Origin of the sequence: Curtobacterium sp. LFS079, assembly GCF_047977865.1 — a bacterium.
Classification (GTDB): domain Bacteria; phylum Actinomycetota; class Actinomycetes; order Actinomycetales; family Micrococcaceae; genus Arthrobacter.
Window position 1 is genome coordinate 117401 of the sequence record NZ_JBFPFO010000005.1, and the last position, 26594, is coordinate 143994.

A 26594-nucleotide genomic window follows, 5' to 3' on the forward strand; every position below is an offset into this window, starting at 1 on the left:
CCGGCTCGCATCAGTGGCGGTCCTGGCGGATGATGAAGACTTCCTTGATGAGCAGCATGATCGCCGCCGCGGTGGGGATCGCGATGAGCGCGCCGAGCACCCCCAGCAGGCTGCCGCCCGCGATCACGGAGATAACGGCAACGGCACCCGGCACCGCGACCGCGCGTTGCATGATGCGCGGCGAGATGAAGTAGGCCTCGAACTGCAGGTAGGCAAAGTAGCAGATCGCATAGACCACCGCGGTCTGCCAGCCCAAGGTGAGGGAAACCAGGATCACCACAACCGCGGCGATCATGCCGCCGACCAGCGGGATGAACGCAAGCAGGGCGACAACGAAGGCCAGCAAGACACTGAACGGGACACCGAGGATGCTCATGACGATGAAGGCAAACAGGGCGTTGAGCAAGGCCACGCAGGCCTGGCCGATCACGTAGTTGCCCACGGACCGGGTGATCTCTTCCGAGAGGGCCTCGACCCGGGGGCGCCGGGAGCGCGGCGCCAGGCGATAGGCCCATTTCTTCATGGCAGGCAGGGCGCCCAGGAAGTACAGGCTGAGCACCAGCACGATCAAGGCCCCGAAGAGGCTGTTGGCCACGGTGGACCCGAAGCCCACGACGCCGCCGAAGATCCCGCCCATGGCATCGGGGTTCTTGACGAATTTGTCCAGCTCCTGGCTGATCCGGTCCCGCACGCCGAACTGGCTGTCGAGCGTCCGGAAGAATTCCGAATCCAGGAAGTCGCGGATCCAGGTGGGCGCCTGGCGCACGATTTCCGTCACCTGCTCCACGATGGTGGGAATCAGGGTGGCGAAGAAGCCTGCGACGCCCGCGGCCAGCACCCCGACGGAGACCAGGATGCCCGCGGGGCGCGGAACCTTTTGGCTTTCGAGCCAGCGGACTACCGGGTCAAGGCCCAGCGCGATGAACAGGGCAGTGACGATCCACAGCAGGAGCTGTGCCGTGTGGGTACCGATGTAGAAGAGCAGCAGGGCGACGCCGACGCCGGCAGTTCCCATGAATCCGAGGTAGAGCGGGTGCTGTGCGGACATCCGGGGGCCGGGGGAGCCGAAGCGGGCGTCGCCGTCGTCGAGCGCGGACTCATCGCCGCCGTCGAGCTCCGGGGGCATCTCGAACCGCACCCGCGGCTGGGCACCGGGAATGGGCTGCCGGAGCCTGCGGGCAACCGCAGCGAACATGCCGGCCTTGGGTACCCGGCCGCCCGCCGCTTTGGCGGCTCCGTCCGTTTCGTCGGAGGGCCCGGGAGGAGTCGGCGACTTCTGCTCATTCACGTGCTTGTACTGACCTCTGCAATCCGTGCGGCCCCGCAGGCAAAGCCGATTCCAATGTTGTTCGTCACCCTACCAGCAGCATGAATCTTCGGTTTTGGCCCGCCATGGCGGGGCATCCGGGGGTGGCGCGGCCGACCTCCGAACCGGGCGACGGGTAACAAAACGGTTACCCTTAAAGCTCAACGACCGCTGATGATTGGTATTCCTGTGCGATTGAAGACTGCAGCCTCCCTGGCGCTGCTGGGCCTGCTGGTACTGCTGGCCGGCATCGGCCAGCTGACCTTCTGGGCTCCTGCCGACACCGTGACCGCGTCTGCTCCCGGCGATACGAAAGCCGCGCCGTTGACAGTGATCGGGCAAGACCTGCTTGACCACAAGGGCGGGCCGGGCCGGATCACCATCAAGGGTGAAGGCAACTTCGTGCTGGCTGTCGGCCGGCCCGACGACGTCGACGCCTGGGTAGGCAAGACCGCCCACAACACGGTCGGTGGGGTTTCGGAAGACGGCAAGTCCCTCAAGGTCACCAGCACCGAGGGTGAAGCCACCGCACCCGCGCCGGCCGGGTCCGACCTCTGGGTCGAGACCGAGAACGCGAGCGGACAGCTTGAATACTCATGGAACCCGCCGGCCGACGGCGAGTGGTCGCTCCTGCTGGCCAGCGACGGCAGCAAGCCCGCGCCGGCGTCGATCTCCGTGACTTACCCGAACGACACCACGATGCCATGGGCCGTCCCGCTCATCATCTTTGGCGCCGTCCTCTTTGCCGCAGGCGCGGCGCTGCCCCTGCTCAGCAGGTTCCTGGGGGCGCGAAACGGCGGAAACGGCGGCTCCGGCAACCGTTCCGGAACCGGCGCCCCCGTGGCTGCCGGACAGCAAGCCGCGGGCCCGGTTTCCAAGGGCGAGGCTCCGAACGGCAAGGGCGGCCCCACGGCCACGCGAATCGTGCTGGCGGGCGTCATCTCCGCAGCCCTCGCGGGAACCTCGATGGCAGGAGCCCAGGCGGCCGATACCCCCTCTCCTTCCACTTCACAGGGGGCTTCCAGTGCGGAGGGCGCACCGGTGCTGCTGGACGCCCAGCTCAAGCGCATCCTGGAACAGGTTGCCAACGCCGTTTCGGCCGGTGATGCAGCCCGGGACGCCGCGAAACTGAAGACCCGGGTCGCTGGCACCGAGCTGCTCGTCCGGACGCAGAACTATAAGATCCGCGCCAAGGTTGCCAGCCACCAGGCCCGCATGCCCGTGCGTGCCAGCAAGCTCCTGGGCAGCGTCGTGACAACCCAGCGCAGTTGGCCCCGCACGGTCGTCGCCGTGACCCAAGGCGAGGGCAACGTGGTGCCCCAGGTCCTCACGATGAGCCAGTCGGCTCCGCGGGAGAATTACAAACTCCTGTCGACCGCGCCGCTGCAGCCGGGCACTTCCTTCCCGGCCATCCCGCTCGGCGGAACCAAGCAGTCTGCCGCCGACGACAAGACCGGGCTCCTGTACAGCGGCACCGAAGCCATGGCTGCCCTGGCGGACCGGCTTACCAAGCCCAACTCCGCGTTCAAGGCGAAGCTGGTCGAAGGCACGGGCTCGCCCTACATCGCCGATGTGCTGGACTACCAGGCTGACGCGGTCAAGGCCGGAAGCAGCGGAACCTTCAAGTTCACGCACACGCCCGTCCCCGCTGACACCGCCGTTTTCCGTACCTCCGACGGCGGAGCCCTGGTGCTGGGCAGGCTGGACTTCGTGTTCACCACGAAGCCGAAGGCAGAAGGCGACACCCTGATCGCAGACAAGGCGGCCGCAGTGCTGGCCGGCGGGGAGTCGACGAAGGTGGGCCTGTCCCAGACCTTCGCCGAGTCCGTGGCCATCTACGTTCCGCCGGCCGACTCCAGTGAGCCCATGAAGCTCGTGGCTGCCTTCCGCGGCTTGGTGGCTGCCAGCTTCAAGTAGGCAATGGCGGCCGGTGAAACGGATAGAGTGGACACTATGAGTTCGCCAGGATCACGACCCGTTTCCCCGGCCGCCGCCAGCCAGCTCAACCTCCGCGGCGCCGTCGACCTTTCCGCACTCCGGCGCCCTGCCGCCCCGCCGCCCGCCGCTGTGCCGGTCCAGGGCAACGGCACAGCCGGACCGGATGGCGGCATGCAGGGCGCAGGCGGCCAGGCACCCGGGGCAGAGGAGGCCAGGCGCCCGCTCCGCGTGGATGCCAACGAAGCGAACTTCCAGGACCTCGTCGAGCTTTCGGCGCAGATTCCTGTGCTCTTCCTGCTCTGGGCCCGTTATTCGCCGGAGTCCGCCACCCTCCTGCAGGGCCTGGAGGATGTGGTCGAAAGCTACGACGGACGGATCGTCCTCGCTGCGGCCGACATCGACGCTTTCCCCCAGCTGGCCGACGCCTTCCGGATCGAAGCCGTGCCCACCGCCGTCGCCGTCCTGAAGGGCCGGCCGGTGCCCCTGTTCCAGGGTCCCGCGGCTGAGCAGGAAATCCGGGCCCTGCTGGACGAACTGCTGAAGGTTGCGGCGGAGAACGGTGTGACGGGCAGTGTCCACGGTGAGGCCGCGGCGCCGCAGGAAGCGCCGATGCCGCCGCTGCACCAGGCAGCCTTCGACGCCATCGAGGCCGGCGACTACGCCGCGGCCGCCCAGGCGTACCGCCAGGCCCTTGCCGAACAGCCGGCGGACCGGGAAGCGAAAGCCGGGCTTGCCCAGGTGGAACTCATGCGCCGGCTCGAATCGATTTCCGCACCCCAGGCCGAGGCCCTGCGCCAACAGGCCGCCCAGGAGCCGGATAACCTCGAGGCACAGCTCGCCATTGCCGATCTCGACGTCTCCGGCGGCCACATCGACGACGGCTTCAACCGCATCATCGCGTTCATCGGCCGCAACTTCGGTGCCGAACGCGAAACCGCACGCGTGCGGCTGCTGGAACTCTTCGACGTCGTCGGCGTTGCCGATGAAAGGGTGGCCAAGGCGCGGCAGGGTCTCGCCCGCGTGCTGTTCTGACCCCGCATGCTGTTCTGACAGGGCACTCTTCCGGCAGGGATCTACTGACGACGGCGGCCGCCTCGTCCCTTCGGATGAGCCTCCCCGCCGTGGGGCTCCGGGAGTTCGTCCTGCCGGATGACCCCGCCGGAAATCGGCGGGGGCTACGCTGGCAGAATGAGCGCCCCGAGTTCCGGATACCCTGCCCCGGACCCTTCCCCTGTGCCTCCGGTCCCGGCCCTGGCCCTGCGCGGCCTGGCCAAGCGCTTCGGAGACAAGATCGCCGTCAACGGCATCAGCCTCGACGTCCCGGCTGGGTCCTTCTACGGCGTCGTGGGCCCGAACGGGGCCGGGAAGACAACCACGCTGTCCATGGCCACGGGGCTGCTGAGGCCGGACTACGGAACGGCCTTCATCCACGGCGTGGACGTCTGGGCCCGGCCGCTGGAAGCCAAGAAACTCATGGGCATCCTGCCCGACGGTGTGCGCCTGTTCGACCGCCTGAGCGGCGAGCAGCTGGTGAGCTACGCCGGGCTGCTGCGGGGAATGGACCGGGCGGTGGTGCAATCCCGGGTCCGGGAGCTGCTCGCGGCGTTGGACCTGGGCAAGGATGCCGGAACCCTGGTGGTGGACTATTCGGCCGGCATGCGCAAGAAGATTGCCCTCGCTTCCGCCCTGATCCACGCGCCCCGGCTGCTGGTACTCGATGAACCGTTCGAATCAGTGGACCCGGTGTCCGCCGCGAACATCCGCGGCATCCTGGAACAGTATGTCGCCTCCGGCGGGACTGTGATCGTCTCCAGCCACGTCATGGACCTCGTCCAGCGCATGTGCGACCACGTGGCCGTCGTGGCTGCGGGGCAGGTGCTTGCTGCCGGAACGGTCGAGGAGGTGCGGGCCGGTGCCACGCTGGAAGAACGCTTCGTGGCGCTGGTTGGCGGCGGCACCCGTGCTGAGGGGCTCGAGTGGTTGCGCACCTTCTGAGCCTGAAGTGGCGCTTGCTGCTCAACGGCTTCCGGCGCAGTCCCTGGCAGATTGTCGGAATCGTGATCGGCGCCCTGTACTCTGCGGGCATCGTGCTGGCCTGCGCGACCGGCTTGGTGGTACTGCGGTGGGCCGATCCGCAAACCGCGCAGACCGTCGTCGTGCTTGGCGGGGCGCTGGTCATGACCGGCTGGGCGCTGGTGCCGCTCGTGACCTCCGCGGCGGACCTGACTTTGGACCCCAGCCGCTTCACCACGTCGGCGATCCCCATGCGGCAGCTCCTTCCGGGCCTTGCCCTGGCCGGGCTGCTGGGCCTCCCGGGGCTTGCCACCCTCATCGCGTCGCTGGCCACCGTGGCGACCTGGTCGCGCGGTTTCGCGGCGGCCGCGGGCGCCCTTCTTGGAGCCTTGCTTGGAGTGCTGAGTTGCGTGGTGGCGTCCAAGGTGGTCACGACGGCGGTGGCCGGCCTCCTTGCCTCACGCCGTTTCAAGGACATCAGCAGCATTGTCTTCATCGTTCCCCTGGTGCTGGCCGGACCGATCGTCACTGCGGTGACGCGGGGGATCCGGGAGAGCAGGGACTACCTGCCTGCACTGGCCCAGGCCGTCTCCTGGACCCCGCTGGGCGCCGCCTGGTCCCTGGGCGGGGAGCTCGACGCCGGCAACGCTGCGGCGGCCGGCGCCAAACTCCTCATTGCCCTGGCCAGCCTGGCTGCGCTGGGCGGTGCCTGGTACCTGCTCCTGAATCGGGCCATGGTCACCCCGCCATACACCGGCGGCGGCAGCAGGAAAGCCGGCAGGGCCGGGCTCTTCGGGATCTTCCCAGCCAGTCCGGCGGGTGCGGTGGCAGCCCGCTCGCTCACATACTGGATGCGCGACCCGCGCTACGCCGGTTCACTGGTGGTGATTCCGCTGTTGCCGGTGCTGTTGTACTTCGGTAGCGCCCAGAGCGGGAGCCAAGCGCTGATGATCGCGGTGGCCCCGATGACGGCCTTCCTCCTGGCCTGGTCCATTTCCGCCGATGTTTCCTATGACAACACGGCCTTTGCACTCCATCTTGCCGCCGGGGTGCGTGGCCGGGACGACCGCCTCGGCCGGGCGCTGGCCTGCCTGGGCTTCGCACTTCCGCTGGTGCTGCTGTTTGCCGCCGGCTCCGTTGCCTTGACCGGGCGTTGGGAGTGGCTGCCCAATATCCTTGGGTGCTCACTGGGCGCCCTGTTCACCGGTCTCGGCCTCGCTTCCGTGGTTTCGGCCCGGTGGACCAGCGCGGTTCCTGCTCCCGGCGACAGCCCGTTCAAGAAGCCGCCGGGAAACGTTGCCCAAACCATGCTGGTGCAGTTTGGTGGCATGGCCGCCATGGGGGTGCTCCTCCTCCCGGAGATCGCGATGGTAGCGGCACAGGCGGTAACGGGCAGCCCGGTGTTCGGTTGGATCGGCCTGGCGGCCGGGCCGGCGCTGGGCCTTGCCTTCTTCGTGGCCGGGATCCGGCTTGGCGGCCGCTGGCTGGACCGCCGCGGACCGGAAATGTTCGCCCAGCTCGCCAACAACCGCTGAAATTCCTCCCGATGGCATAGCCTCATGGAAGACGCCCCTTTCCCGGGAACGCCAGCGCAGAAAGGCCGTGAACGATGGAAGTTGTCATCCTGCCGGGCAGCCGGCAGATCGGCAGGCTCGCTGCCGACGCCATCGAGGCGCTCCTGCGGCACAAGCCGGATGCGGTCCTGGGGCTGGCCACCGGGTCCTCGCCCCTGCCGGTCTACGACGAGCTGGCGCGGCGGCACCGCGACGAAGGCCTGGACTTCAGCCGAGCGCACGCCTTCGCCCTGGACGAGTACGTGGGCCTTGAACCCGGTCATCCCGAGTCTTACCGGGAAGTCATCCGCCGCGAATTCACGGACCGGGTGAACATCGATCCGGCCAACGTGCACAGCCCGGACGGGACGGCGAAGGACCTCCAGCTGGCCTGCCAGGCCTACGAGGACGCCATCCGGGAACGAGGCGGCGTGGACCTACAGATCCTCGGGGTCGGCACGGACGGGCACATCGGCTTCAACGAACCGGGCTCCTCGCTGGTGTCCCGGACCCGGATCAAGACCCTCATCGAGCAGACCCGGAAGGACAACGCGCGCTTCTTCCGGAGCATCGACGACGTGCCGCACCATGTGGTGACCCAGGGCCTGGGCACCATCATGGATGCCCGGCACGTGATCCTGATCGCCACGGGCGCACAGAAGGCCCAGGCGGTGCGCGACTTCGTGGAAGGTCCTGTGGCGGCGATTTGTGCGGCGTCGGTGCTGCAGCTGCATCCGCATGCGACCATCCTGATCGACGAAGCAGCGGCCTCATCCCTGAAGCTGGCGGACTACTACCGGCACGCCTTCGAGAACAAACCGAAGTGGCAGGGCCTGTAGCGGCTAAGATGGATGCCATGACGACCCTGCCTCCGGACCCCTTCGAGAACGATCCAATGCGCGAACTTTCCGGAGCCGGCACTTCCACGGCCACCATTGAGCGCGAGGAAACGCGCCAGGAAGTGGAACCCGGCGACCGGGAGCGCTTCTCCCACTACGTCCGCAAGGAAAAGATCATGGAGTCGGCACTGACCGGCGAACCGGTGATCGCGCTGTGCGGAAAGGTCTGGACCCCCGGCCGCGATCCGCAGAAGTTCCCCGTCTGCCCCGAGTGCAAGAAGATCTACGAGGGCATGCGCCCCGGCGACGACGGCGACTCCCGCTAGGCGGGACCGTCGACTTTCCTGACGCTTTCCCAGGGCCGGTGCCACCGTGCGCCGGCCCCTTTCCTTGCCGCGTAACCGGGACCGCTCATCCGCGGTCCGGTACGATCCGGCACGTCCCGGAACAGACCCGGAACAGATTGGTGTTTTTGTGCTTAGCTGGCATGTGCTGAACAGGGCCGAATCGAACACGGCCGAACCAAACAGGGCCGAATCCAACGGAGCAACTGCCGCCGCGCCGCGGCCCGCCCCGGCCGCAAAGACGCAGGGGGCAGGCGCATGACGGAGACGCTCTTCGGCGGCCCGTCCCTTCCTCCGGCTTACCCGGAGCGCGCCGCGTGGGGTACCGCCCCCAAACTGCGTGCCTGGCAGCAGGAAGCTTTGGACCTGTATTTGCGGAACAGCCCGCGTGACTTCCTTGCGGTGGCCACCCCGGGTGCAGGCAAGACGACCTTCGCGCTCCGCATCGCCTCGATCCTGATCGACAGCGGCGCCGTCAACCGCGTAACGATCGTTGCCCCGACGGACCACCTCAAGCGGCAGTGGGCGGATGCTGCCGCCCGCGTGGGCATTGCGATCGACCCGAACTTCAAGAATTCCGACGGACAGCACGGCCGCGGCTTCGTCGGCGTCGCGGTGACGTACGCGCAGGTGGCCAGCAAGCCCATGCTGCACCGGGCGAAGACCGAAGCCGCACGGACCCTGGTGATCCTCGATGAGATCCACCACGGCGGCGAGGCCCTGTCCTGGGGCGACGGGCTTCGCGAAGCCTTCGATCCGGCCACCCGCCGCCTCGCGTTGACCGGTACGCCTTTCCGTTCCGACACCTCGCCGATCCCGTTCGTCGAATACGCGGAGGACCGCGACGGCATCCGCAGGTCAAAAGCCGATTACACCTACGGTTACGGCAACGCCCTGCGCGACCACGTGGTCCGCCCCGTCCTCTTCATGGCCTATTCCGGACAGATGCGCTGGCGGACGAGTGCCGGCGATGAAATGGCGGCTTCGCTCGGCGAGGCCGCCGTGACCAAGGACATCACCTCCCAGGCCTGGCGGACCGCCCTGAACCCGGCCGGCGAATGGATTCCCGCCGTGCTCGCGGCCGCGGACAAGCGCCTGAGCGAGGTGCGCCGCACGGTGCCCGATGCCGGCGGGCTGGTCATCGCCACCGACCACGAAGATGCCCGCGCCTATGCCGGCCAGCTGAAGAAGATCACGGGCCAGTCGCCCACGGTGATCCTCTCGGACGACTCGAAGGCCTCCGGCAAGATCGAGGAATTCTCGGCGGGGGACAAGCGCTGGATGGTCGCGGTGCGCATGGTGTCCGAAGGCGTCGACGTGCCGCGGCTGTCGGTGGGCGTCTATGCGACCTCGACGTCCACGCCTCTGTTCTTTGCCCAGGCCGTGGGCCGCTTCGTGCGTGCCCGCAAGCGGGGCGAGACAGCGTCGGTGTTCCTGCCCTCGGTGCCGCCCCTGATGGCGCTGGCGAACTCGATGGAAGCCGAGCGGGACCATGCTTTGGACCGCCCCGAGAAGGACGACCCGGACGGGCTGTTCAACCCCGAAGAGTCCCTGATGGCCGAGGCCAACCGGGAGGAGAAGGCTTCGGATACTCTTGAAAAGGGCAAGTTCGAGGCGCTGGATTCCCAGGCCTCCTTCGACCGTGTGCTTTTCGACGGCGGCGAATTCGGCACCGGGGCGGACATCGGTTCCGAAGACGAGCTGGACTTCCTGGGGATTCCGGGACTGCTCGACGCCGAACAGGTCGGCACGCTGCTTCGCCAGCGCCAGCACGACCAGCAGTCGCGGAAAAAGCGGCAATCCCCGCTGGCCGCTGCCGCCGCGGGCACCGTTCCGGACCACCGCATGCTGATGGACCTCCGCAACGAGCTTGCGAAGAACGTCGCGGCCTGGTCCGCCCGGACCGGCACGCCGCACGGAATGGTGCACAACAAGCTGCGCGAACTGTGCGGCGGCCCCGCCGTGGCCCAGGCGAACGAGGCGCAGCTGCAGGCCCGCCTGCGCAAATTGCAGGACTGGTTCATCGGACGCAAGTAGCGCCGGATGATGCAGGTGCACGCGGCCGTAGCCCGGGGCCGGGAGCCCCGGGGCTATGACTCTTCGAGCTCTACGCCGTTTTCCTCCAGTTCGGCGTAAGTGCTGCTGAGGTCCTCTGCGATCCCGGCGGTGAGCCCGCCGATCACGGTGACCTCGTAGCCGGCCTGCACGGCGTCGAGGGCAGTGGCCTTCACGCAGTAGTCGGTGGCGATGCCCACCACCACGATTTCCTCGACGTCGTGGCTCTGCAGCCAGTCGTCCAGGCCGATGGCGTCTTCGGGATCCGTGCTCCCCGGCTCTCCGGACGGCACGCCGCCGCCGCGCTGTTCTCCCGTGGGGACTTCGTCCTCCGGCGCAAGGACGCCTTCGAAGCCGGAATAGGCGGCGGCGTACTGGCCCTTCCGGAAGTAGGCCTGGACGTACTCACTGTCCAGGTCCGGGTGCAGTTCGGCGCCCTTGCTTCCCGCCCGGCAATGCGGCGGCCAGCTGTCCACCATGTCCGGGTCATCGGAAAAGTGCTCGCCCGGTTCGATGTGCCAGTCCTGGGTGGCTACGATGTGGTCGAAATTCTGGTGGCTTGCATCGAGGTAGTCGCTGATGGCGCCGGCCACCGCGGCTCCGCCCGCCACGGCAAGGGACCCGCCTTCGCAGAAATCGTTCTGGACATCGACGATGATCAGGGCCTTCGCCATGTCAGTCCTCCTCATAGACCGTGGGAATCGCGGGCTCGCCGCGCTGCAGGCGGCGGACCACGGAAGGAAGCTCGGCCATGGCGGCGTCGTGCCGCTCGCGGGCGCGGACGACGCCTTCGTGGCCGGTCCAGCCGGGCAGGAGCTCCCCGTTCTTGATGAACTGCTGGAGCAGCTGCCGGTCGTTGCCGTCATCCTCGGGCGGGTGCCCGATCCCCACTACTTCCTGGGTGGCGATGCCGCGCCCGTCAAGCTTGCGCAGTGCGTACTTGCGGCCGCCCACGCTGGCTTTGTTCTTGGCTGCCTTCGCCACCGGGACGAATTCTCCGGCGTCGTTGCTGCGGCTTACAAGCTTGTAGACCATGCTGGCGGTCGGGGCCCCGGAACCGGTCACCAGCGACGTCCCGACGCCGTAAGCATCCACGGGCGCGGACTGCAGCGCGGCAATGGCGTACTCGTCCAGATCGGAGGTGACCACGATGCGGGTGCTGGTGTTGCCCAGGCTGTCCAGCAGTTCGCGGACCCACTGTGCCTGGGTGACCAGGTCGCCCGAGTCCAGGCGCACGGCACCGAGTTTGTCGCCGGCCAGTTCGACGGCGGTCCGCACCGCGGTCTCGACGTCGTAGGTATCGACCAGGAGTGTTGTTTCCGGGCCGAACGCCTCGATCTGCGCGGCGAAGGCTTCGCGCTCGCTGTCATGCAGCAGCGTAAAGGAATGGGCCGCGGTACCCACGGTCTTGAGGCCGAAGCGGCGGCCGGCTTCGAGGTTGGAAGTGCTCCCGAAGCCGCCGATCACGGCGGCGCGGGCTGCCGCCGTCGCCGATTCCTCCTGGGTGCGCCGGGAGCCCATTTCGATGCAGGGACGGCCGCCGGCCGCGCTGGTCATGCGGGAGGCCGCCGAAGCGATCGCCGTGTCGTGGTTCAGCACGGAGAGGATGTACGTCTCAAGGATGCATGCTTCGGCGAACGTCGATTCCACGATCAGCACGGGGGAGCCGGGGAAGTAGGCCTCGCCCTCGGGGTAGCCCCAAACGTCGCCGCTGAAACGGTAATTGGCCAGGAAATCGAGGGTCTCGCGGTTGACCACGTTGTTCCGTTCGAGGAACTCCAGTTCCTCCTCGCCGAAGCGGAAGTTCAGGATGCCTTCAAGAAGGCGCCCCGTGCCGGCCACGATCCCGTAGCGGCGCCCGTCCGGAAGGCGGCGCGCGAACGCCTCAAAGACCGAACGGCGGTGCGCGGCGCCCGAATGAAGGGCTGCCTGGAGCATCGTCAGTTCGTAGTGGTCGGTGAAAAGCGAGGTGCAGGGGTGGTCCCAGGCAGTGGATCTACTCACGGATTCACTCTAGTCCCCACCGGCTCCCGAGTCTCGCTGCGCTCGACCCGGGGCCCTCGCCGGTGTGGGCCCACCACCGGCTCCCGAGTCTCGCTGCGCTCGACCCGGGGCCCTCGCCGGTGTGGGCCCACCACCGGCTCCCGAGTCTCGCTGCGTCCCCACCGGCTCATTGCCTCGCCATAGAATGGACAGATGACCACAACCGTTGCCACTGCCATCGGCGTCGATGTCGAGGAACGGACGGACACCTCGGAGCAGGGCTCCACCGCCGTCCTTGCCGCGCCGGACATCCCCTGGAACCTGGTGGTCTGGAACGATCCCGTCAACCTGATGAGCTACGTCAGTTTCGTGTTCCAGAGCTACTTCGGCTACCCGGAGGCCAAGGCCAACAAGCTCATGCTCGAGGTGCACCGGAAGGGCCGCTCGATCGTGGCACACGGAGGTAAGGAACAGGTGGAGCAGCACGCTGTCGCCATGCACGGCTACGGGCTGTGGGCCACCGTCGAGAAGGCCAGCAGCGCAGGAACCGGGAAGGGTGGCGCTCGTGGCTAAGGCCTTCAAGTACGGTCTCAAGGGCATCACCGGGCACCTGGAAACCGCCGAGCGAGAGCTGCTGCGCGGACTCATCGACGACGTGATCTCCATGCTCGAACCGCGGGAAGCCGCGGACCAGGACCCGCTCGCCGCGCTGGTGGGCCTGGACCTGGACGTCCGCGAACCCACCGACCGGGCTCTCTTGCGCCTTCTCCCGAACGTCATGAAGGACGACGACGCCGGCTCCCTGGAGTTCCGCCAGCTCACCGAGCGCTCGCTGCGGGAGAGCAAGATCGGCGCCCTGCGTGCCGCGGCTATGGGCCTTGATCGCAAGGAGCTCATGCTCACCCTGGACGAGGCCAAGCTCTGGTCCATGGCACTGAACGACATCCGGCTGGTGCTCGCCGAACGGCTGGACATCCGGGACGAAGCAGACGCCGACCATGTCCACGCCATGCAGGACTGGTCCCAGGCTGAGGATGTCGAAAGCTACCTGGCCCTCGTCTACAACTTCACCACCTGGCTGCAGGAGTCCCTGGTGCAGTCGATGATGGCCTCGATGGACCGTCGCCCCTGAGCGCCTGCGCGGGCGTCTGTCAAGGGCCGTTCCTGTGATGAAGCAGACATGAGGCGCTGATCGCAACGCATGGCTGCACTTGGTGACTGTGCTTTATTCTCGAAGAATTATGAATTCAGCATCGGGCACGGCAAACGCTCCGGCAGGGGACCCCCAGCAGCGCACCGCAAGCGACGACGCGCTGGCATCGCGTCCCATCGGCGTTTTCGACTCCGGGGTCGGCGGCCTCACCGTGGCCCGGTCCATCATCGACCAGCTGCCCAACGAATCCATCCTCTACGTGGGGGACACCGCCAACGGCCCTTACGGACCCCTCCCGATCGCCGAGGTGCGGGCCAATGCGCTGGGCGTCATGGACGAACTGGTGGACTCCGGCGTCAAGCTGCTCACCATCGCCTGCAACTCGGCGTCGGCCGCCGTGCTGCGCGACGCGCGTGAACGTTACACGGCCCGCTACGGCATCCCGGTCATCGAAGTCATCCAGCCCGCCGTCCGCCGCGCGGTTGCGGCCACCCGTAACGGCCGCGTCGGCGTGATCGGAACATCCGGCACGGTGGGTTCCCGGGCCTACGAGGACACTTTTGCCGCGGCTCCGGACCTGGCCATCACCTCCGTTGCCTGTCCCGAGTTCGTCAGCTTTGTGGAGGCCGGCATCACCACGGGCCCGGAACTGCTGGCCGCGGCCGGGACCTACCTGGAGCCCCTCAAGCAGGCCGGCGTGGACACCGTGGTGCTGGGCTGCACGCACTACCCCCTTTTGACCGGTGTCATTTCCTACGTCATGGGCGAGGACGTCACCTTGGTGTCCAGCGCCGAAGAGACGGCCAAGGACGTCTACCGCGCCCTGGCCACCCATGGCATCCAGCGCGGCGGTGGGGAACCGCCGACACACGATTTCATGGCCACCGGAGACGCCGCGCAGTTCGAAACCCTGGCCCGCCGCTTCCTGGGCCCGGAGGTCCTCTCCGTCCGGCACGTCGACCATGTGTCGGCCCAGTACCCCACCGGCAGCCTGGCCCGGATCACCCCGGAAATGCTGGAGGCCGCACGCATCGGCGGCCGCCGCCAGCGGACGTCCAACTTCGTGGAGGTCCCGGCAGGCGGAGCGCAGGCCGGTGCCGCACCGGGAGGTTCCCGGTGAAACTGACCATAGTTGGCTGTACCGGCTCCTTTCCCGGGCCGGGCTCGCCGGCGTCGTGCTATCTGCTGACGGCGCACGACGGCGAACGGGAGTGGAAGATCGTCATGGACCTGGGCAGCGGGGCACTGGGGGCCATCCAGCGCTACACCGACCTTGAGGACATCGACGCCATCTTCCTGACCCATCTGCACCCGGACCACTGCATGGACTTGTGCGGGCTGCACGTCGCCGTGCGCTGGAAGCCGGGCGGCTGGGGCCGGGACCGGATCCCCGTCTGGGGCCCGGCGGCCACTGCCGACCGAATGGCCACCGCGTACGGGCTGGACCTGGACCCGGGCATGCATGAGGAATTCGATTTCAGCAACTGGGCCGAGCGCAAGCCGGTCCAGGTGGGGCCGTTCACCGTGACGCCGTTCGCCGTCAACCACCCCGTGGAGGAGGCCTACGCCCTCCGCGTGGAGGTCACCGAACCTGGCAAGGACGGAACGCCGCTCACCCGGGTGCTGACCTACTCGGGGGACACCGACAGCTGCCAGGGCCTCGAGGACGCTGCCCGCGGCGCAGACCTTTTCCTTTGCGAGGCCGCGTTCGAGGAAGGCCGCGACGACGGCATCAAGGACGTGCACCTCACCGGCAAGCGTGCCGGGCAGGCCGCCACGGCCGCCGGGGCGCGCCGCCTCCTGCTGACCCACATTCCGGTCTGGACGTCGCAGACCGTCGTGCTTGCCGAGGCGAAGCCGGAGTTCGACGGCGACGTCGCGGTCGCCGTCGCAGGGGTGCATTACACCGTCTGAGGCGGCAGGCCCGTGAAATCCGGTAAGGGCCTGAACGATAAGCTGGGGGCATGACTTCAGAAGCCACCACTGCCCCCGTCATCCGTGCCGACGGACGCGCCCCCGACCAGCTGCGGCCCATCAGCATCACCCGCGGCTGGTCCAAGCAGGCCGAAGGATCCGCGTTGATCGAGTTCGGGAACACCAGGGTCCTGTGCACGGCTTCCCTGACCGAGGGCGTGCCGCGCTGGCTCAAGGGTGAAGGCCGCGGCTGGGTGACGGCCGAATACGCCATGCTTCCGCGGGCCACCAACACCCGTTCCGACCGTGAATCCGTCAAGGGCAAGATCGGTGGCCGCACCCACGAAATCTCCCGGCTGATCGGCCGCTCGCTGCGTTCCATCATCGACACCAAGGCCCTGGGCGAGAACACGATTGTGCTGGACTGCGACGTCTTGCAGGCCGACGGCGGTACCCGCACCGCCGCGATCACCGGCGCCTACGTTGCGCTCGCCGAGTCGATCCGCTTCGCCCGCGAGAACAAGATCATCCCGGCGTCCTCCCAGCCGCTGACGGACACCATCGCCGCCGTGTCCGTGGGCATCATTGACGGCGTTCCGATGCTGGACCTGCCGTACGTGGAAGACGTCCGCGCCGAAACCGACATGAACGTGGTGGTCACGGGTTCCGGAAAGTTCGTGGAGGTGCAGGGCACCGCCGAGGGTGCGCCCTTCGACCGCGATGAACTCAATGCCCTGCTGGACCTTGCGCTGCTCGGCACCTCGCAGCTCGCGGCCATCCAGCGCGAAACCCTCGCCGAGGCGCCGTGAGCGGCGGTCTGAACGGCAGTGCGGCACGGAACGGCGGGCAGCCCCGCCTGGTTCTCGCCACCCACAACCAGGGCAAGCTGCGGGAACTGCGCGACCTGCTCCGCGGGCAGGTCCCAGGTCTCGACGTCGACACCCAGGTGGTGGACGCGCCAAGCGTCGGTGCCCCGGACGTCGTCGAAGACGGCGTGACCTTCGCCGAGAACTCGCTGCTGAAAGCCCGCGCAGTGGCGGAAGCAACCGGACTGGTGGCCATCGCCGACGACTCCGGCCTGGCCGTGGACGTGCTGGGCGGTGCGCCCGGGATCTTCTCCGCGCGCTGGTCCGGGCGCCACGGTGACGATGCCGCGAACCTGCAGCTGCTGCTGGCGCAGCTCTCCGATGTGCCGGATGGCCACCGCGGCGCCGCATTCATCTGCGCGGCTGCGCTCGCCGTTCCGGGGGACGATGGCAGCGCCCGCGAAGTGGTCGAATACGGCCAGCTCGAAGGCACCCTGCTGCGTGAACCGCGCGGTGAGGGCGGTTTCGGCTACGATCCCATCCTGCAGCCCAGCGGCATGGACCGCAGCTGCGCGGAGCTCAGCTCCGAGGAAAAGAACGCCATCAGCCACCGGGGCCACGCGTTCCGGGCGCTCCTGCCGGCCATCGTCGATGCCCTGAAGTAGCCGGGCCGCAAGAAGAGAGGCACCCTGCGCTGACTGCCGCAGGGTGCCTCTCTTTGTCTTTGGGACGGTGCTTTGTCTTCGGGAGGTGCTTGTCTCTGAACCGTGCGCTCAGCGCTCGTGGCGGGGGCCGCCGTCGTGCCCGTCAATGAACTCTTCCACCGGATCGGTGCCGCCGGCCGCGGGCTTGCGCTTGGCCAGGAAGCCGCGGAGGACCTCGATGCCCACCGGGATCACGGAGACCAGGACGATCACGATGAAGATGATGTCCAGGTTGTCGCGGACCCACGGGACACGGTCGCCCAGCAGGAAGCCGAGGAGCGTGACCCCGCCGCCCCAGAGGACGGCGCCGATCACGTTGAAGAGGAAGAACCTGCGCCTGTCCATCTGCGCCACGCCGACGATCACGGGGACGAAGGTACGGATGATCGGGACGAAACGGGCGAGGATCAGGGCCTTGCCGCCGTGCTTTTCGAAGAAGGCGTGCGCGCTCTCCACGTTCTCGCGCTTGAACAGGCGGGAGTTGGGCCTGTTGAAAATCGCGGGACCGGCCTTGGAACCGATGAGGTAGCCGGTCTGGTTGCCGATGATGGCGGACACGATGATCAGTGCGGTCAATGCCCAGATGTTGAACTTGATGGCGTCCGTCGCCACGAGCAGGCCGGCGGTGAAGAGCATGGAATCGCCGGGCAGGAAAAAGCCGACCAGCAGGCCGGTTTCGGCGAAAACGATGCCGCAGACGAGCAGCACCACCCACGGGGCCAGGGCAGCGTCTTGCAGGAAGACCTGCGGGTTCAGCCAGCCGGGGAGGAGCGAGGCCATGTGCGGCTGCACGGGTCCGGCGCCTCCCCAAGTGGATACGGCAAAGTCGTTTATCGCAGAAAGGGTCACCTTTCAAGGTTACGTGACTCGGAGGACGCGGGCCTTCGACGTGGACCGTCCGGTACCCCCGCTGCCTGTACCCTTGACGGGTGGCATTGGACTTTACGGCGATCGACTTCGAAACGGCCAACGGCTTCCGGGGATCACCGTGTTCGGTGGGGCTGAGCAAAGTCCGGGGCGGCGTAGTGGTCGAAGAAGCGTCCTGGCTGATGCGGCCGCCGGAACACCATGACCACTTCGATTTCCACAACACACGGATCCACGGCATCCGCGCCGAAGACGTGGCCGGAGCGCCGCGCTTCGGCGACTTGTTCCCGGAAATCGCCGGCTTCATCGGGGATGACATCCTGGCCGCCCACAACGCTGCCTTCGACCTCGGCGTGATCCGTTCCGGCCTTGAAGTGTCCGGCCTGTCAGGCCCCGCCTACGACTACGTCTGCACCGTGATGCTCTCGCGCCGCTGCTATTCGCTGGTCTCCAACTCGCTGCCCTATGCGGCCGAGGAAGCTGGCGTGCCGCTGGTGAACCACCACGATGCAGCAGAAGATGCCCGGGCCTGCGCCGGCATCCTCATCGACATTGCCCGCCGCAACCAGGCCAACAGCATCGCTGAGCTCTACCTTTCCCTCGGCCTGGCGGTTCCCACGCAAAGAGCTATCCGGCCCGGGGATGCGATGTCCAAGCAGACCCTCGCTGCGATCGCCGCGCGGGGGAGTGCCAGCGTGCTCGGGGCCGCATCCACCAGGACTGCCGCCGCAGCCGGTGGGACCGCCGTCGGGCTTCCCACCCGGAGCTGGGGCAGCTGGCCGGAGGAGGGCCCCAACCCGCTTCCCAACCTCTCCGCGGAACCCGGCCACCCGTTGTTCGGGCAGACGGTGGTGTTCACGGGTCACCTGGCGATCGCGCGGCCCGAGGCCAAGCAGCGCGCCGCCGAGATGGGGGCGCGGCCCGAAAGCCGCGTCACCGGCCGGACTACGGTGCTGGTGGTGGGCGATGGCTTCGTGGCAGACGACCTGCGCAGCGGCCGGCTGACCGGCAAGGCGAAGCGCGTGCTGGAACTGCACGGCCGGGGCCAGCAGATCGAAGTGCTCTCCGAAGGGGAATTCCTGCAGATGGTGGGCGGCGCCTGAGCCCCGGCGCTCCACGCTGCCGTTTCATACGGCGCAACAATGCTTCCCGTCCCTGCGCCGTTGTCCCTAGCCTTGGGTCATGGCGGAGCAGACCACGGCCCAGCAGACCACAACCAGCCGCAGCGGCGGGATCTTCGCATTCCCCAATCCGGTCAACGAATACGCGGCGCGGATCACAGCCGGGCTCGTCGTTGTGGCCGCAGTGGCGACCCTTGCCAGCGGCTTCGGTCCGGGGCTGGTCCTGATCGCGGGCGGCTTCTGGCTCCGCGTCCTGTTCGGCCCGCGGATCTCGCCGTTCGCCCTGCTGTCGGTCAAGGTCCTCGCACCGCGGATCGGGCGGGCAAAGCTCGTGCCGGGTCCGCCCAAGCGCTTCGCCCAGGGCATCGGAGCAGGCCTGGCCACCGTAGCGGCAGTCCTGTACTTCCTCGGCTTCAGCACGGCCGCGTGGATCCTGCTCGGTGTGCTGATCGTTGCGGCGTCGCTGGAGGCTTTCCTTGCCTTTTGCCTGGGCTGCGCGATCTTCGGCCTGTTGCAGCGCGCGGGCCTGATCCCCGAGGCCGTCTGCGAGGCCTGCAACAACATCGGGCTGCGCCGGCTCTGAGCCGGACTAGGGACGGGGCCGGGCCGGCCTTCAGCCGAGCGTGACGGCGATCAGCCGCTCGCCCATGCCGCGGATCAATTCCGGCGCTTCCAGGGCGGCGAGCCAGTCGGCAGGCAGGGCTTCCTCGCCGTACCGGGCGCCCAGGATGTTCCCGGCGATGGACGCGGTCGAATCGCTGTCCCCGCTGTGGTTCAGGGCCAGCGCCACGGCCTTGCGGAAATGCGTGGCAGGATCCTGTACGTCGCCGTGCTCCGTCGCCAGGACCGCATAGAGCCCGACGGCGAGGGCTTCCTCCGCGACCCAGCCCTCACCCAGGTGCCCCACCAGTTCCTCCGGGCTGAGGATGGCGGCGGGTTCGCCTGCAGTCAGTTCGAGGGCACGGCGCAGCCGCTTCACGAGGTCGGGGTCCGCGTCGGGCAGGGTTTCCACCAGGGCCAGGGCGTGCCGGGCCGCATCCTGCACCTCCGCGCCGGCCATGATCCGGTGGATCAGCACGCTGAAGGCTCCCGCGCTTTGGCGTGCCGACGGATGGCCGTGCGTGAGCGAGGCCGCATCTCTGCTGAGTTTGTAGACGGTGGCTTCGGGGATGTGCGGAATGAGGCCGAACGGTGCCGAGCGCATCACGGTGCCGCAGCCCTTGGACTCCGGGTTCACCGGACGTGCGGCGGTTCCCATGTGGCCGCTGGCCAGGCCGCTCAGGCAGGCCTTCCCCGGGTGGCGCTGGTGCCGCAGGACTTCGTGGCCGTCGATCCAACGGGGCTGGGGTACGGGGGCGGAAGACGGGGTCTCCACCCCCTGGGTTGCGAGCCAGCGAAGGTAGGCCAACCAGAGGCAAGCGGTCTCGTCCGCGGCGACGCCGTCGTTCGCCCATTCGAGGGCCTCCAGCAGCCCGTCCACGGTGTAGAGGGTCATTTGGGTGTCGTCCGAAAAGTGGCTGCCGCCGTCGAGCTGTCCGAAGGAGGCGAGCCCCTCGGCGCCGAAGCGCGCCCGGATGCTGTCGATCGAATCGATCTCAACCGCGTAGCCGAGGGAGTCACCCAAGGCGCCGCCCAGCAGGCAGCCCAGGATCCGGGACTGCGGGGTGGGCACGGAGGAGGCAACAGGGGGAACGCTCATGCCTGTAAATCTACCGTGGCTGCGCCAGGGGTCCGCGCTGGTACGGTGGCACACGGGAAGAGGAGGACGCAGATGCGTGAGCCCGAGTGGCGCAAGACCGGCAAAACCCCGGACTACCGTTTTTCGCTGGCGAATGAACGGACTTTCCTCGCCTGGATCAGGACTTCCCTGGCGCTGCTTGCCGGGGCCGTGGCGATCGACCAACTCGCACCCGATATCGCACCGCGCACCGTGCGCATCGGGCTGTGCCTGGTGCTCGCCGTGGTGGGTGCCGGGCTCGCGTTCATGGCCTACCGCCGCTGGGGACTCATGGAGGCGGCAATGCGCCAGGACCAGGCATTGCCCTTCTCCCGCGTGCTGCTGTTCATGACCATCGTGGTGGCGGCGGCCGCCTTTGTCTTCGCTGTGCTGATCCTGGTGGCACGGTGAGCCTCGCCAGCCGGGATCCCGGGCTGCAGGCTGAACGGACCACGCTGTCGTGGCGCCGCACGCTGCTGACCCTTTTGGTGGTGGACCTTTTTGTCTGGCGCAGCTGGCTGTCCGCCGCAGCCGGCGACGGCGGATCTGCCGGGGCGTTCTACCAGGGCCTTTGCGCTGCCGCGGCGGCAGCGGCAACCATCGTGCTGGGATGCGTCGTCTGGGCCCGCTCCCGCCAGTTGTCCGGCTCCCGGTTGTCCGGGTCCCGCCGGTACGTTGCCGTCGCCGGCACTGCGGCAGCACCGTCCGCTGCGACGATGCGGATGTGCACCGTGGCCGTCCTCATGCTGGGCGCCGCCGCGCTCGCAGCCGTGGCGCTGGGGCACTGACGTTCGGCCCCTTCCCAAACTTCGCAAGCTCAATTCGGGGCCCTCGGGTACTCTCTTAGCATTCAGGAACCGCCCAGAATCCGCTGGCAGGATGCTGGAGGCGAAAGCCTCCTGTTCCATGATTTTCCATGAACACGTGCTTGCCTTTTGCACTGTCCGCCGCCCGGCGGATCGTCGCCGGGCAGGACCACACTCCGACGCGAAGGATTTTCCCGAGATGACCTCAACTGTGTCCGCTCCCCGCCCCGGCAGCAGCCGCTTGCTTACCCGGGCCGCCGCAGAGGCACTGGGAACCCTGATCGTCGTGGTGATAGCGCTTGGCGTTCCGGTGTTCACCTTGCCCCAATCGAACCCGCTTCCGGCTCCCCTGGCCGGGGGCCTGGCCGTCACCGCGGCGATGGCTGCCTTCGGCGCGTTGTCCGGCGGACACTTCAACCCGGCCATCACCGTGGGCAACCTGATCGCCGGCCGCACCCGCTTCACCGAAGGCCTGGCCTACCTCGCGGGCCAGCTGATAGGCGGCATCACGGGGGCCTTCGTGCTCTTCGCCGTTGTCCTGAGCGTCCCGACCATCACCGACAGCCGGGCTGCGTTCGACACCGTGGCCTCGGGCTTCGGCGAGCACTCGGTCATCCAGGTGCACTGGGCCGGCGCCCTCTTGCTTGAGGTCGTCGGAGCAGCCGTGCTGGTGGCGGTCTATCTGGGTGCCGTGTCCGGCAAGGATGCGCAGGATCGGAGAGGCGCTCCACTGGCCGCTCCGCTCGCCGTCGGCCTGACGGTAGCGGTGCTCCTCCAGCTCGGACAGTCCGTGGGCAACCTCGCCTTCAACCCGGCCCGTGCCACGGCTGCCGCGCTCTTCTCGTCCGGCTGGGCTGCCGGCGGTCTCTGGCTGTTCTGGGTAGGCCCGCTGCTCGGTGCCGCCATCGCCGGCCTGGTGTTCCGCGGCTTCGCGCTGTTTTCCGCCCCGGCGGAGGCAGCCGATGAGGGCGTTGAGTCCGGCCTCGTTGAGTCCGACGTTGTTGAGTCCGACGTCGTTCGGCCCGAGGGCGGATACGCCGACGGCGGAACCGGGCAGGACGACGCGGCTGCTCCGGTGACTCCCGCTGAGCAGGACGAAGCCCGCGACTTCTTCGACGGCAAGCGGGACTGAACAGGACCTTTCGAGGGCGGGACTTTGGAGGGTTGCCCATCGGGTTTGTCACCTCGTTGCGCCGTGTCGGCGGGCCGCTGGCCAATAATGTCGGTGCCGCCGCCTAGCTTGGAATCATGAGGCTTCTTCACACATCGGACTGGCACCTGGGCCGCTCATTCCACGGCGTCGGCATGCTTGATGCCCAGCGCGGGTTCATCGCCCAGCTCGTGGACTTCGTCCGCGGGCAGTCCGTGGACGTGGTGCTGATCGCCGGCGACGTCTATGACCGCGCCTTGCCCGGCCTGGATGTCGTCAAGCTGCTGGACGATGCCCTGGTCGGAATCACCGAAGCCGGTGCGAAGGTGGTGCTCACCAGCGGGAACCACGATTCCGCTATCCGGCTCGGCTTTGCATCGCGGCTGCTCGAGCGCGGGGGAGTCCACCTGCGAACCCGGGTTGAAGACCTTGATTCTCCAGTCCTGTTCTCCCTCGGGGAGCAGGGTGCACGGGTAGTCAGCGCCGCTGACGCCGCCGGCGCAGGGGAAACAGGGCCGCTGCTGGCCGTCTACGGAATTCCCTACCTTGAGCCGCGGCTCGTGGCCGGCAAGCTGGACGCGGCGGCCAACCATTTCGACGTCACAGAGGCGGCCGTGCGGAAGATCCGGCAGGACCTTGCAGCGCGGAACGGCGCCGCCCCTGTCCACGCAGTGGTCCTTGCCCATACCTTCGCAAGCGGCGGGATCAGCTCGGACAGCGAACGCGAACTGAGCATCGGCGGGCTTGGAGCCGTCCCCTTGGACCTCTTCGAAGGATTCGCCTACACCGCCCTCGGCCACCTCCACGGACGCCAGGAGCTGGCGCCAAACGTCCGCTACTCCGGCTCGCCCCTGGCGTATTCATTCTCTGAAGCCAAGCACCGGAAGGGCGGCTGGCTTCTCGACATCGGACCGGACGGCGCCACCGACGTTTCCGAGGTTCTCTGGAGCGCCCCGCGCGAGCTCGCCATCCTCCGCGGCCGGCTGGCGGAGCTCCTTGAATCACCGGAGCACTCCTGGGCCGAGTCCGCCTATTGCCAGGTCACCCTGACCGACCCCGTGCGGCCACCCCAGGCCATGGAACAACTGCGTGCACGATTCCCGGACACCCTGGTCCTCGGCTTCGAGCCGGAAGACGGAGCCGAAAAAGCCAGGACAAGTTACAGCAGCCGCCTGGCAGAGGCCCAGGACGACCTCGGCGTGTGCTGCGGCTTCCTGGACCACGTCCGCGGCCGCCCCGCCGACGCGCAGGAAACGGCCGTCCTCCGGGAAGCACTGGAAGCAGTCCGCCTGGAAGGAGCCGAACTGTGAGGATCCACCGCCTGGAAATCGAAGCCTTCGGCCCCTTTGCCGAAGTCCAGTCCATCGACTTCGACCACCTCGGTGCCCAGGGGCTGTTCCTCCTGAACGGCGCAACGGGTGCCGGAAAGACCAGTGTCCTGGACGCCATCTGCTTTGCACTCTACGGATCGGTGCCAGGTGCCAGGCAGGACGGCAAGCGCCTGCGCAGCGACCATGCCGATCCGGGGTCGGAGCCGCGCGTGCTCTGCGAATTCTCGGCCCGCGGGCGGCGTTTCGAGGTCACCCGTTCGCCGGCCTGGGACCGCCCGAGTGCCCGCGGGCGCAAGGGCTTCACCACGCAGCAGGCAAAGACCCTGCTGCGTGAATTCGTGGCCGGCTCATGGGAAGAGAAGTCTTCCCGCAATGACGAAGCCGGGGCGGAAATCACGGAACTGCTGGGCATGGACCGTGAACAGTTCACCAGGGTGGTCATGCTTCCCCAGGGTGATTTCGCGGCCTTCCTGCGGTCCAAGGCAAGCGACCGCCTGGTCCTCCTGCAGAAACTGTTCGGTACAGCCCGCTTCGAGGCCCTCGAACAGCAGCTCGTCCGCCAAGCGCAGGACGCCCGGACCGTGGTTGAAACCGAAGAGCGCGGCCTCCTCCTGCTGATGCAGCGCGCGGAAGCGGAGTTCGCCGAGCTTGGCACGGAGCCGGGGGACGCGGACAACCCTTCCGGGGCTTCGGCGGAACACAGGCTCGATGCCATGGAAGATGCCGCACGCACGGAGCTGGCGGGACGCCGCCAAGCGGCAGAAGCGGCGGAGGCAACGAGGCTGCAACTCGCGGACCGGCTCCAGGCGGCGCAGGAACGCAGCCAGCGTCATGACAGGCTCCACGCCGCCACCGCACGCCGCGACGCGCTGGCCGGTGAAGCGGACGCCGTCCACGAGTCCCGGGAACGGCTCAGACGCCATGCAAAGGCCACAACGCTGAGCGGGCACCTGGATGCGATGGACAGGGCAAGCGCCGCGCGTTCCGCCGCGGATGCGGCATTGGAAGCGGCCCGGGAACGGCTTCGCCAGGCATCCGTGGACTGCGGCGATCCCGCCACAGCGCTCGCTGGCGTCCAGGAACAGCTGGCCGTCCTGGACGCCCGGGTTCCGGACGAACAAAGACTGCGGGAGATTGCGGCGCGCCTCGAAGGTCTCGACGCCGGGAAGACGGAGCGTGAGGCCCGCATCGGCCTCCGGAACGCCGAGCTGCTGTCCTTCCGGGAGGAAGCAGCGGGCCTGGCCGCGCGGCTCGCGCCCCTGGAAAGCGAGGCTGCAAAGCTTGATCGCCACGAACAGGAGGCAACTGCTGCCGCCGTCCTGGTGGAAACCGTGGACCGCTACGCCGTGGCGGTGCAGGAGGTGTCGTCGGCAGCCAGCCGGCACAGTAGTGCCCGGGAAAACTCCTTGGAGCTTCGCCAGAAGTGGCTCGACCTGCGCGAACTGCGCCTGCTGAACGCGGCCGCCGAACTGGCGGACAAACTGGAACACGGTGAACCCTGTCCTGTCTGTGGTAGCCATGAGCACCCGCAGCCGGCCGAGGCCGCCTTTTCAGGCCTTGCCATGGCGGACGAGGAAAAAGCGGCCCACGAACGCTTCGAAGCCAGCGAACTGAAAGTCCAGCGCCTTGCGGCAGAACTTGCAGCGGCCGAACAGCAGGCCGCGGTCCTCGCGGGCCAAGGAGGCGGCCGCGATCCTGTGGAGGTCCTCGGTCAGCTTGCCTCGGCGCAGCAGTCCCTGGCCGGGGCGCGTGCCGCCGCGGCGGAACTCGCCGGGGTCCGGACAGGGATTGAACGTCTCGGCGCTGCTATCGCCGCCACGGAGCAGGATCTGGCCCGTGCCGCCACCGAGGCAGCACAGGAGGAGTCCACCGCGGCCGTGCTGCGCGAGCAGCAAGCGGAACTGGAAACCATGCTTGGCGCACTGCGCGGCGGATTCGACACCCTGGCTTCCCGCATCGCGGCACTGAGGGAGGAACGTGCCCTCCTCCAGAACGTCGTGTCAGCAGGGCGGCAGGTGGAACGCGCCGAGGAATCCTGTGCGGACGCCGGCCGTGCACTCGGGCAGGCGCTGCCTGTGGCCGGCTTTGCATCGGCGGAAGCTGCTCGGCGCGAACTCCTGGATGAAGCCGAATCAGCGCGGCTCGAGCGGCAGGTCCGGGAAGCAGACGAGGAAAGCGCCCGGGTGGCAGAGCTTTTCGAATCGGAAGACCTCGTGCTGGCGGGCAAGGAGGCACAGGTGGGGGAGTTCCCGCTGAGCACCGAAGGAATTTCCGGGCTCGCGCAGGAAGCGCGGCTTAGCGCGGAGTCCGCCCGCAGCCTGGACCTTGCCGCGGGCCTTGCTGCGGCCGCCGTCGAGTCCTTGGCTTCGGTGCGGTCCCGCTACCACGCCGCGGCCGCCGCCATCCAGCTGCCCCGGGAACGGGCCAGGCTCCTCACTGACCTGGCGGACACTGCACGCGGGGCAGGAGACAACAGCTACAAGATGAGCCTGAACAGCTATGTGCTGGCCGCCCGGCTTGAGCAGGTTGCCGATGCCGCGTCCGAACGCCTGGTGGCGATGAGCGACGGCCGCTACACACTGCGGCATACCGACGCGCGGGCCGCCCGCGGGCAGAAATCGGGCCTTGGCCTTGAAGTCGTTGACGAATGGACCGGCCAGCACCGGGACACCGCCACCCTTTCCGGCGGCGAGTCCTTCATGGCTTCGCTGTCCCTGGCACTCGGGCTTGCGGACGTCGTCCAGCAGGAGGCGGGTGGAGTGGACATCGAGACACTCTTCGTCGACGAGGGGTTCGGCAGCCTCGACGAACAGGCCCTCGAACAGGTCATGGATGCCCTCGAAGGACTGCGGGACGGGGGCCGGGTGGTCGGCCTGGTGAGCCATGTTGCGGAAATGAAGCAGCGCATCGCCAGCCAGCTGCAGGTTGAGAAGGGCCGGAACGGTTCCACCGTGCGGGTGCTGGAGGCGGGCGTCCGGTAGAATTGCCGGGTTA

General features: G+C 68.1%; 25 protein-coding genes. 20 read left to right on the top strand and 5 right to left on the bottom strand.

Annotation, left to right across the window (positions count from 1 at the left end):
- Nucleotides 1-10: 10 nt before the first annotated feature.
- The gene (locus ACNQPB_RS10640) at nucleotides 11-1195 is read right to left on the bottom strand and encodes an AI-2E family transporter (RefSeq protein ID WP_498751791.1); all 1185 of its coding nucleotides are present in this window, start codon (nucleotides 1193-1195) and stop codon (nucleotides 11-13) included.
- A gap of 285 nt (nucleotides 1196-1480) precedes the next feature.
- Here ACNQPB_RS10640 and ACNQPB_RS10645 point away from each other — a divergent pair, with 285 nt between their 5' ends.
- From ACNQPB_RS10645 to ACNQPB_RS10675, 7 genes are all read left to right on the top strand, one after another.
- Nucleotides 1481-3223 carry a DUF8094 domain-containing protein gene (locus tag ACNQPB_RS10645; RefSeq protein WP_498751483.1) on the top strand — a complete coding sequence of 581 codons (1743 nt, stop codon included), beginning with the start codon at nucleotides 1481-1483 and terminating at the stop codon, nucleotides 3221-3223.
- Nucleotides 3224-3259: 36 nt separating this feature from the next.
- Nucleotides 3260-4276: a co-chaperone YbbN gene (locus ACNQPB_RS10650; RefSeq protein ID WP_498751484.1), complete on the top strand. Its 1017-nt coding sequence runs from the start codon at nucleotides 3260-3262 to the stop codon at nucleotides 4274-4276.
- Between the two features lie 156 nt (nucleotides 4277-4432).
- The gene (locus ACNQPB_RS10655) at nucleotides 4433-5239 is read left to right on the top strand and encodes an ABC transporter ATP-binding protein (RefSeq protein ID WP_498751486.1); all 807 of its coding nucleotides are present in this window, start codon (nucleotides 4433-4435) and stop codon (nucleotides 5237-5239) included.
- Complete coding sequence (locus tag ACNQPB_RS10660) at nucleotides 5221-6792, top strand: transporter (protein ID WP_498751488.1); 1572 nt, start codon at nucleotides 5221-5223, stop codon at nucleotides 6790-6792. The genes ACNQPB_RS10655 and ACNQPB_RS10660 overlap by 19 nt, the downstream gene beginning before the upstream one ends.
- Before the next feature lie 74 nt (nucleotides 6793-6866).
- Nucleotides 6867-7649 (top strand): glucosamine-6-phosphate deaminase, encoded by a 783-nt coding sequence (nagB, locus tag ACNQPB_RS10665; protein WP_498751490.1) that lies wholly within the window; start codon nucleotides 6867-6869, stop codon nucleotides 7647-7649.
- An 8-nt stretch (nucleotides 7650-7657) separates the two neighbouring features.
- On the top strand, nucleotides 7658-7975 hold the full coding sequence (locus tag ACNQPB_RS10670; protein ID WP_498751492.1) for a DUF3039 domain-containing protein: 318 nt from the start codon (nucleotides 7658-7660) through the stop codon (nucleotides 7973-7975).
- Nucleotides 7976-8251: 276 nt separating this feature from the next.
- The gene (locus ACNQPB_RS10675; RefSeq protein WP_498751493.1) at nucleotides 8252-10030 is read left to right on the top strand and encodes a DEAD/DEAH box helicase; all 1779 of its coding nucleotides are present in this window, start codon (nucleotides 8252-8254) and stop codon (nucleotides 10028-10030) included.
- 53 nt (nucleotides 10031-10083) lie between these two features.
- Here ACNQPB_RS10675 and ACNQPB_RS10680 read toward each other — a convergent pair whose 3' ends face one another.
- Together ACNQPB_RS10680 and ACNQPB_RS10685 are read right to left on the bottom strand one after the other, a co-directional pair.
- Complete coding sequence (locus ACNQPB_RS10680) at nucleotides 10084-10722, bottom strand: isochorismatase family protein (RefSeq protein WP_498751495.1); 639 nt, start codon at nucleotides 10720-10722, stop codon at nucleotides 10084-10086.
- Between the two features lies 1 nt (nucleotide 10723).
- Nucleotides 10724-12052, bottom strand: coding sequence for a nicotinate phosphoribosyltransferase (locus ACNQPB_RS10685; protein ID WP_498751497.1), 1329 nt, complete (start codon nucleotides 12050-12052; stop codon nucleotides 10724-10726).
- 192 nt (nucleotides 12053-12244) lie between these two features.
- Here ACNQPB_RS10685 and clpS point away from each other — a divergent pair, with 192 nt between their 5' ends.
- The 6 genes from clpS (at nucleotide 12245) to rdgB (ending at nucleotide 16569) form a co-directional block, all read left to right on the top strand.
- Nucleotides 12245-12604: an ATP-dependent Clp protease adapter ClpS gene (gene clpS, locus ACNQPB_RS10690; RefSeq protein WP_498751499.1), complete on the top strand. Its 360-nt coding sequence runs from the start codon at nucleotides 12245-12247 to the stop codon at nucleotides 12602-12604.
- Nucleotides 12597-13163, top strand: coding sequence for a DUF2017 domain-containing protein (locus tag ACNQPB_RS10695; RefSeq protein WP_498751501.1), 567 nt, complete (start codon nucleotides 12597-12599; stop codon nucleotides 13161-13163). Before clpS ends, ACNQPB_RS10695 begins: the two co-directional genes overlap by 8 nt.
- A 109-nt stretch (nucleotides 13164-13272) precedes the next feature.
- Nucleotides 13273-14304, top strand: a complete 1032-nt coding sequence (gene murI, locus ACNQPB_RS10700; protein ID WP_498751502.1) for a glutamate racemase — start codon at nucleotides 13273-13275, stop codon at nucleotides 14302-14304.
- Nucleotides 14301-15098, top strand: a complete 798-nt coding sequence (locus ACNQPB_RS10705; RefSeq protein WP_498751503.1) for an MBL fold metallo-hydrolase — start codon at nucleotides 14301-14303, stop codon at nucleotides 15096-15098. Before murI ends, ACNQPB_RS10705 begins: the two co-directional genes overlap by 4 nt.
- A gap of 50 nt (nucleotides 15099-15148) precedes the next feature.
- Nucleotides 15149-15907, top strand: a complete 759-nt coding sequence (gene rph / locus ACNQPB_RS10710; RefSeq protein WP_115789341.1) for a ribonuclease PH — start codon at nucleotides 15149-15151, stop codon at nucleotides 15905-15907.
- Nucleotides 15904-16569, top strand: a complete 666-nt coding sequence (gene rdgB / locus ACNQPB_RS10715; RefSeq protein WP_498751505.1) for an RdgB/HAM1 family non-canonical purine NTP pyrophosphatase — start codon at nucleotides 15904-15906, stop codon at nucleotides 16567-16569. The genes rph and rdgB overlap by 4 nt, the downstream gene beginning before the upstream one ends.
- Before the next feature lie 108 nt (nucleotides 16570-16677).
- Here the strand turns inward: rdgB and ACNQPB_RS10720 are convergent, their stop codons facing one another.
- A complete protein-coding gene (locus ACNQPB_RS10720; RefSeq protein ID WP_498751792.1) occupies nucleotides 16678-17442 on the bottom strand; it encodes a DedA family protein in 765 nt (254 codons plus the stop codon).
- 95 nt (nucleotides 17443-17537) lie between these two features.
- On the opposite strand from ACNQPB_RS10720, the gene ACNQPB_RS10725 reads away from it, so the two are divergent.
- Both ACNQPB_RS10725 and ACNQPB_RS10730 read left to right on the top strand, forming a co-directional pair.
- On the top strand, nucleotides 17538-18578 hold the full coding sequence (locus ACNQPB_RS10725) for a 3'-5' exonuclease (RefSeq protein ID WP_498751507.1): 1041 nt from the start codon (nucleotides 17538-17540) through the stop codon (nucleotides 18576-18578).
- A 79-nt stretch (nucleotides 18579-18657) separates the two neighbouring features.
- Nucleotides 18658-19179 carry a DUF4395 domain-containing protein gene (locus ACNQPB_RS10730; RefSeq protein WP_498751509.1) on the top strand — a complete coding sequence of 174 codons (522 nt, stop codon included), beginning with the start codon at nucleotides 18658-18660 and terminating at the stop codon, nucleotides 19177-19179.
- A gap of 30 nt (nucleotides 19180-19209) precedes the next feature.
- Here ACNQPB_RS10730 and ACNQPB_RS10735 read toward each other — a convergent pair whose 3' ends face one another.
- Nucleotides 19210-20295, bottom strand: coding sequence for an ADP-ribosylglycohydrolase family protein (locus ACNQPB_RS10735; RefSeq protein WP_498751511.1), 1086 nt, complete (start codon nucleotides 20293-20295; stop codon nucleotides 19210-19212).
- A 72-nt stretch (nucleotides 20296-20367) separates the two neighbouring features.
- Here ACNQPB_RS10735 and ACNQPB_RS10740 point away from each other — a divergent pair, with 72 nt between their 5' ends.
- The 5 genes from ACNQPB_RS10740 (at nucleotide 20368) to ACNQPB_RS10760 (ending at nucleotide 26581) form a co-directional block, all read left to right on the top strand.
- Nucleotides 20368-20724, top strand: a complete 357-nt coding sequence (locus tag ACNQPB_RS10740; protein ID WP_498751513.1) for a YidH family protein — start codon at nucleotides 20368-20370, stop codon at nucleotides 20722-20724.
- The gene (locus ACNQPB_RS10745; RefSeq protein WP_498751515.1) at nucleotides 20721-21101 is read left to right on the top strand and encodes a DUF202 domain-containing protein; all 381 of its coding nucleotides are present in this window, start codon (nucleotides 20721-20723) and stop codon (nucleotides 21099-21101) included. Before ACNQPB_RS10740 ends, ACNQPB_RS10745 begins: the two co-directional genes overlap by 4 nt.
- Before the next feature lie 217 nt (nucleotides 21102-21318).
- Nucleotides 21319-22251 (top strand): MIP/aquaporin family protein, encoded by a 933-nt coding sequence (locus ACNQPB_RS10750; protein WP_498751517.1) that lies wholly within the window; start codon nucleotides 21319-21321, stop codon nucleotides 22249-22251.
- A gap of 116 nt (nucleotides 22252-22367) precedes the next feature.
- Nucleotides 22368-23579, top strand: coding sequence for an exonuclease SbcCD subunit D (locus ACNQPB_RS10755; protein WP_498751519.1), 1212 nt, complete (start codon nucleotides 22368-22370; stop codon nucleotides 23577-23579).
- On the top strand, nucleotides 23576-26581 hold the full coding sequence (locus ACNQPB_RS10760; RefSeq protein WP_498751520.1) for an AAA family ATPase: 3006 nt from the start codon (nucleotides 23576-23578) through the stop codon (nucleotides 26579-26581). The genes ACNQPB_RS10755 and ACNQPB_RS10760 overlap by 4 nt, the downstream gene beginning before the upstream one ends.
- Nucleotides 26582-26594 lie beyond the last annotated feature (13 nt).

What these genes read in the sequence shown, in the direction of transcription:
- rph (WP_115789341.1), top strand. Translation starts at nt 15,149, where the DNA reads ATGACTTCAGAAGCCACCACTGCCCCCGTCATCCGTGCCGACGGACGC.
- ACNQPB_RS10755 (WP_498751519.1), top strand. Translation starts at nt 22,368, where the DNA reads ATGAGGCTTCTTCACACATCGGACTGGCACCTGGGCCGCTCATTCCAC.
- ACNQPB_RS10740 (WP_498751513.1), top strand. Translation starts at nt 20,368, where the DNA reads ATGCGTGAGCCCGAGTGGCGCAAGACCGGCAAAACCCCGGACTACCGT.
- ACNQPB_RS10680 (WP_498751495.1), bottom strand. Translation starts at nt 10,722, where the DNA reads ATGGCGAAGGCCCTGATCATCGTCGATGTCCAGAACGATTTCTGCGAA.
- ACNQPB_RS10675 (WP_498751493.1), top strand. Translation starts at nt 8,252, where the DNA reads ATGACGGAGACGCTCTTCGGCGGCCCGTCCCTTCCTCCGGCTTACCCG.
- nagB (WP_498751490.1), top strand. Translation starts at nt 6,867, where the DNA reads ATGGAAGTTGTCATCCTGCCGGGCAGCCGGCAGATCGGCAGGCTCGCT.
- ACNQPB_RS10735 (WP_498751511.1), bottom strand. Translation starts at nt 20,295, where the DNA reads ATGAGCGTTCCCCCTGTTGCCTCCTCCGTGCCCACCCCGCAGTCCCGG.
- clpS (WP_498751499.1), top strand. Translation starts at nt 12,245, where the DNA reads ATGACCACAACCGTTGCCACTGCCATCGGCGTCGATGTCGAGGAACGG.
- ACNQPB_RS10670 (WP_498751492.1), top strand. Translation starts at nt 7,658, where the DNA reads ATGGATGCCATGACGACCCTGCCTCCGGACCCCTTCGAGAACGATCCA.
- ACNQPB_RS10655 (WP_498751486.1), top strand. Translation starts at nt 4,433, where the DNA reads ATGAGCGCCCCGAGTTCCGGATACCCTGCCCCGGACCCTTCCCCTGTG.
- ACNQPB_RS10730 (WP_498751509.1), top strand. Translation starts at nt 18,658, where the DNA reads ATGGCGGAGCAGACCACGGCCCAGCAGACCACAACCAGCCGCAGCGGC.
- ACNQPB_RS10645 (WP_498751483.1), top strand. Translation starts at nt 1,481, where the DNA reads ATGATTGGTATTCCTGTGCGATTGAAGACTGCAGCCTCCCTGGCGCTG.
- ACNQPB_RS10650 (WP_498751484.1), top strand. Translation starts at nt 3,260, where the DNA reads ATGAGTTCGCCAGGATCACGACCCGTTTCCCCGGCCGCCGCCAGCCAG.
- ACNQPB_RS10640 (WP_498751791.1), bottom strand. Translation starts at nt 1,195, where the DNA reads ATGTTCGCTGCGGTTGCCCGCAGGCTCCGGCAGCCCATTCCCGGTGCC.
- murI (WP_498751502.1), top strand. Translation starts at nt 13,273, where the DNA reads ATGAATTCAGCATCGGGCACGGCAAACGCTCCGGCAGGGGACCCCCAG.
- ACNQPB_RS10750 (WP_498751517.1), top strand. Translation starts at nt 21,319, where the DNA reads ATGACCTCAACTGTGTCCGCTCCCCGCCCCGGCAGCAGCCGCTTGCTT.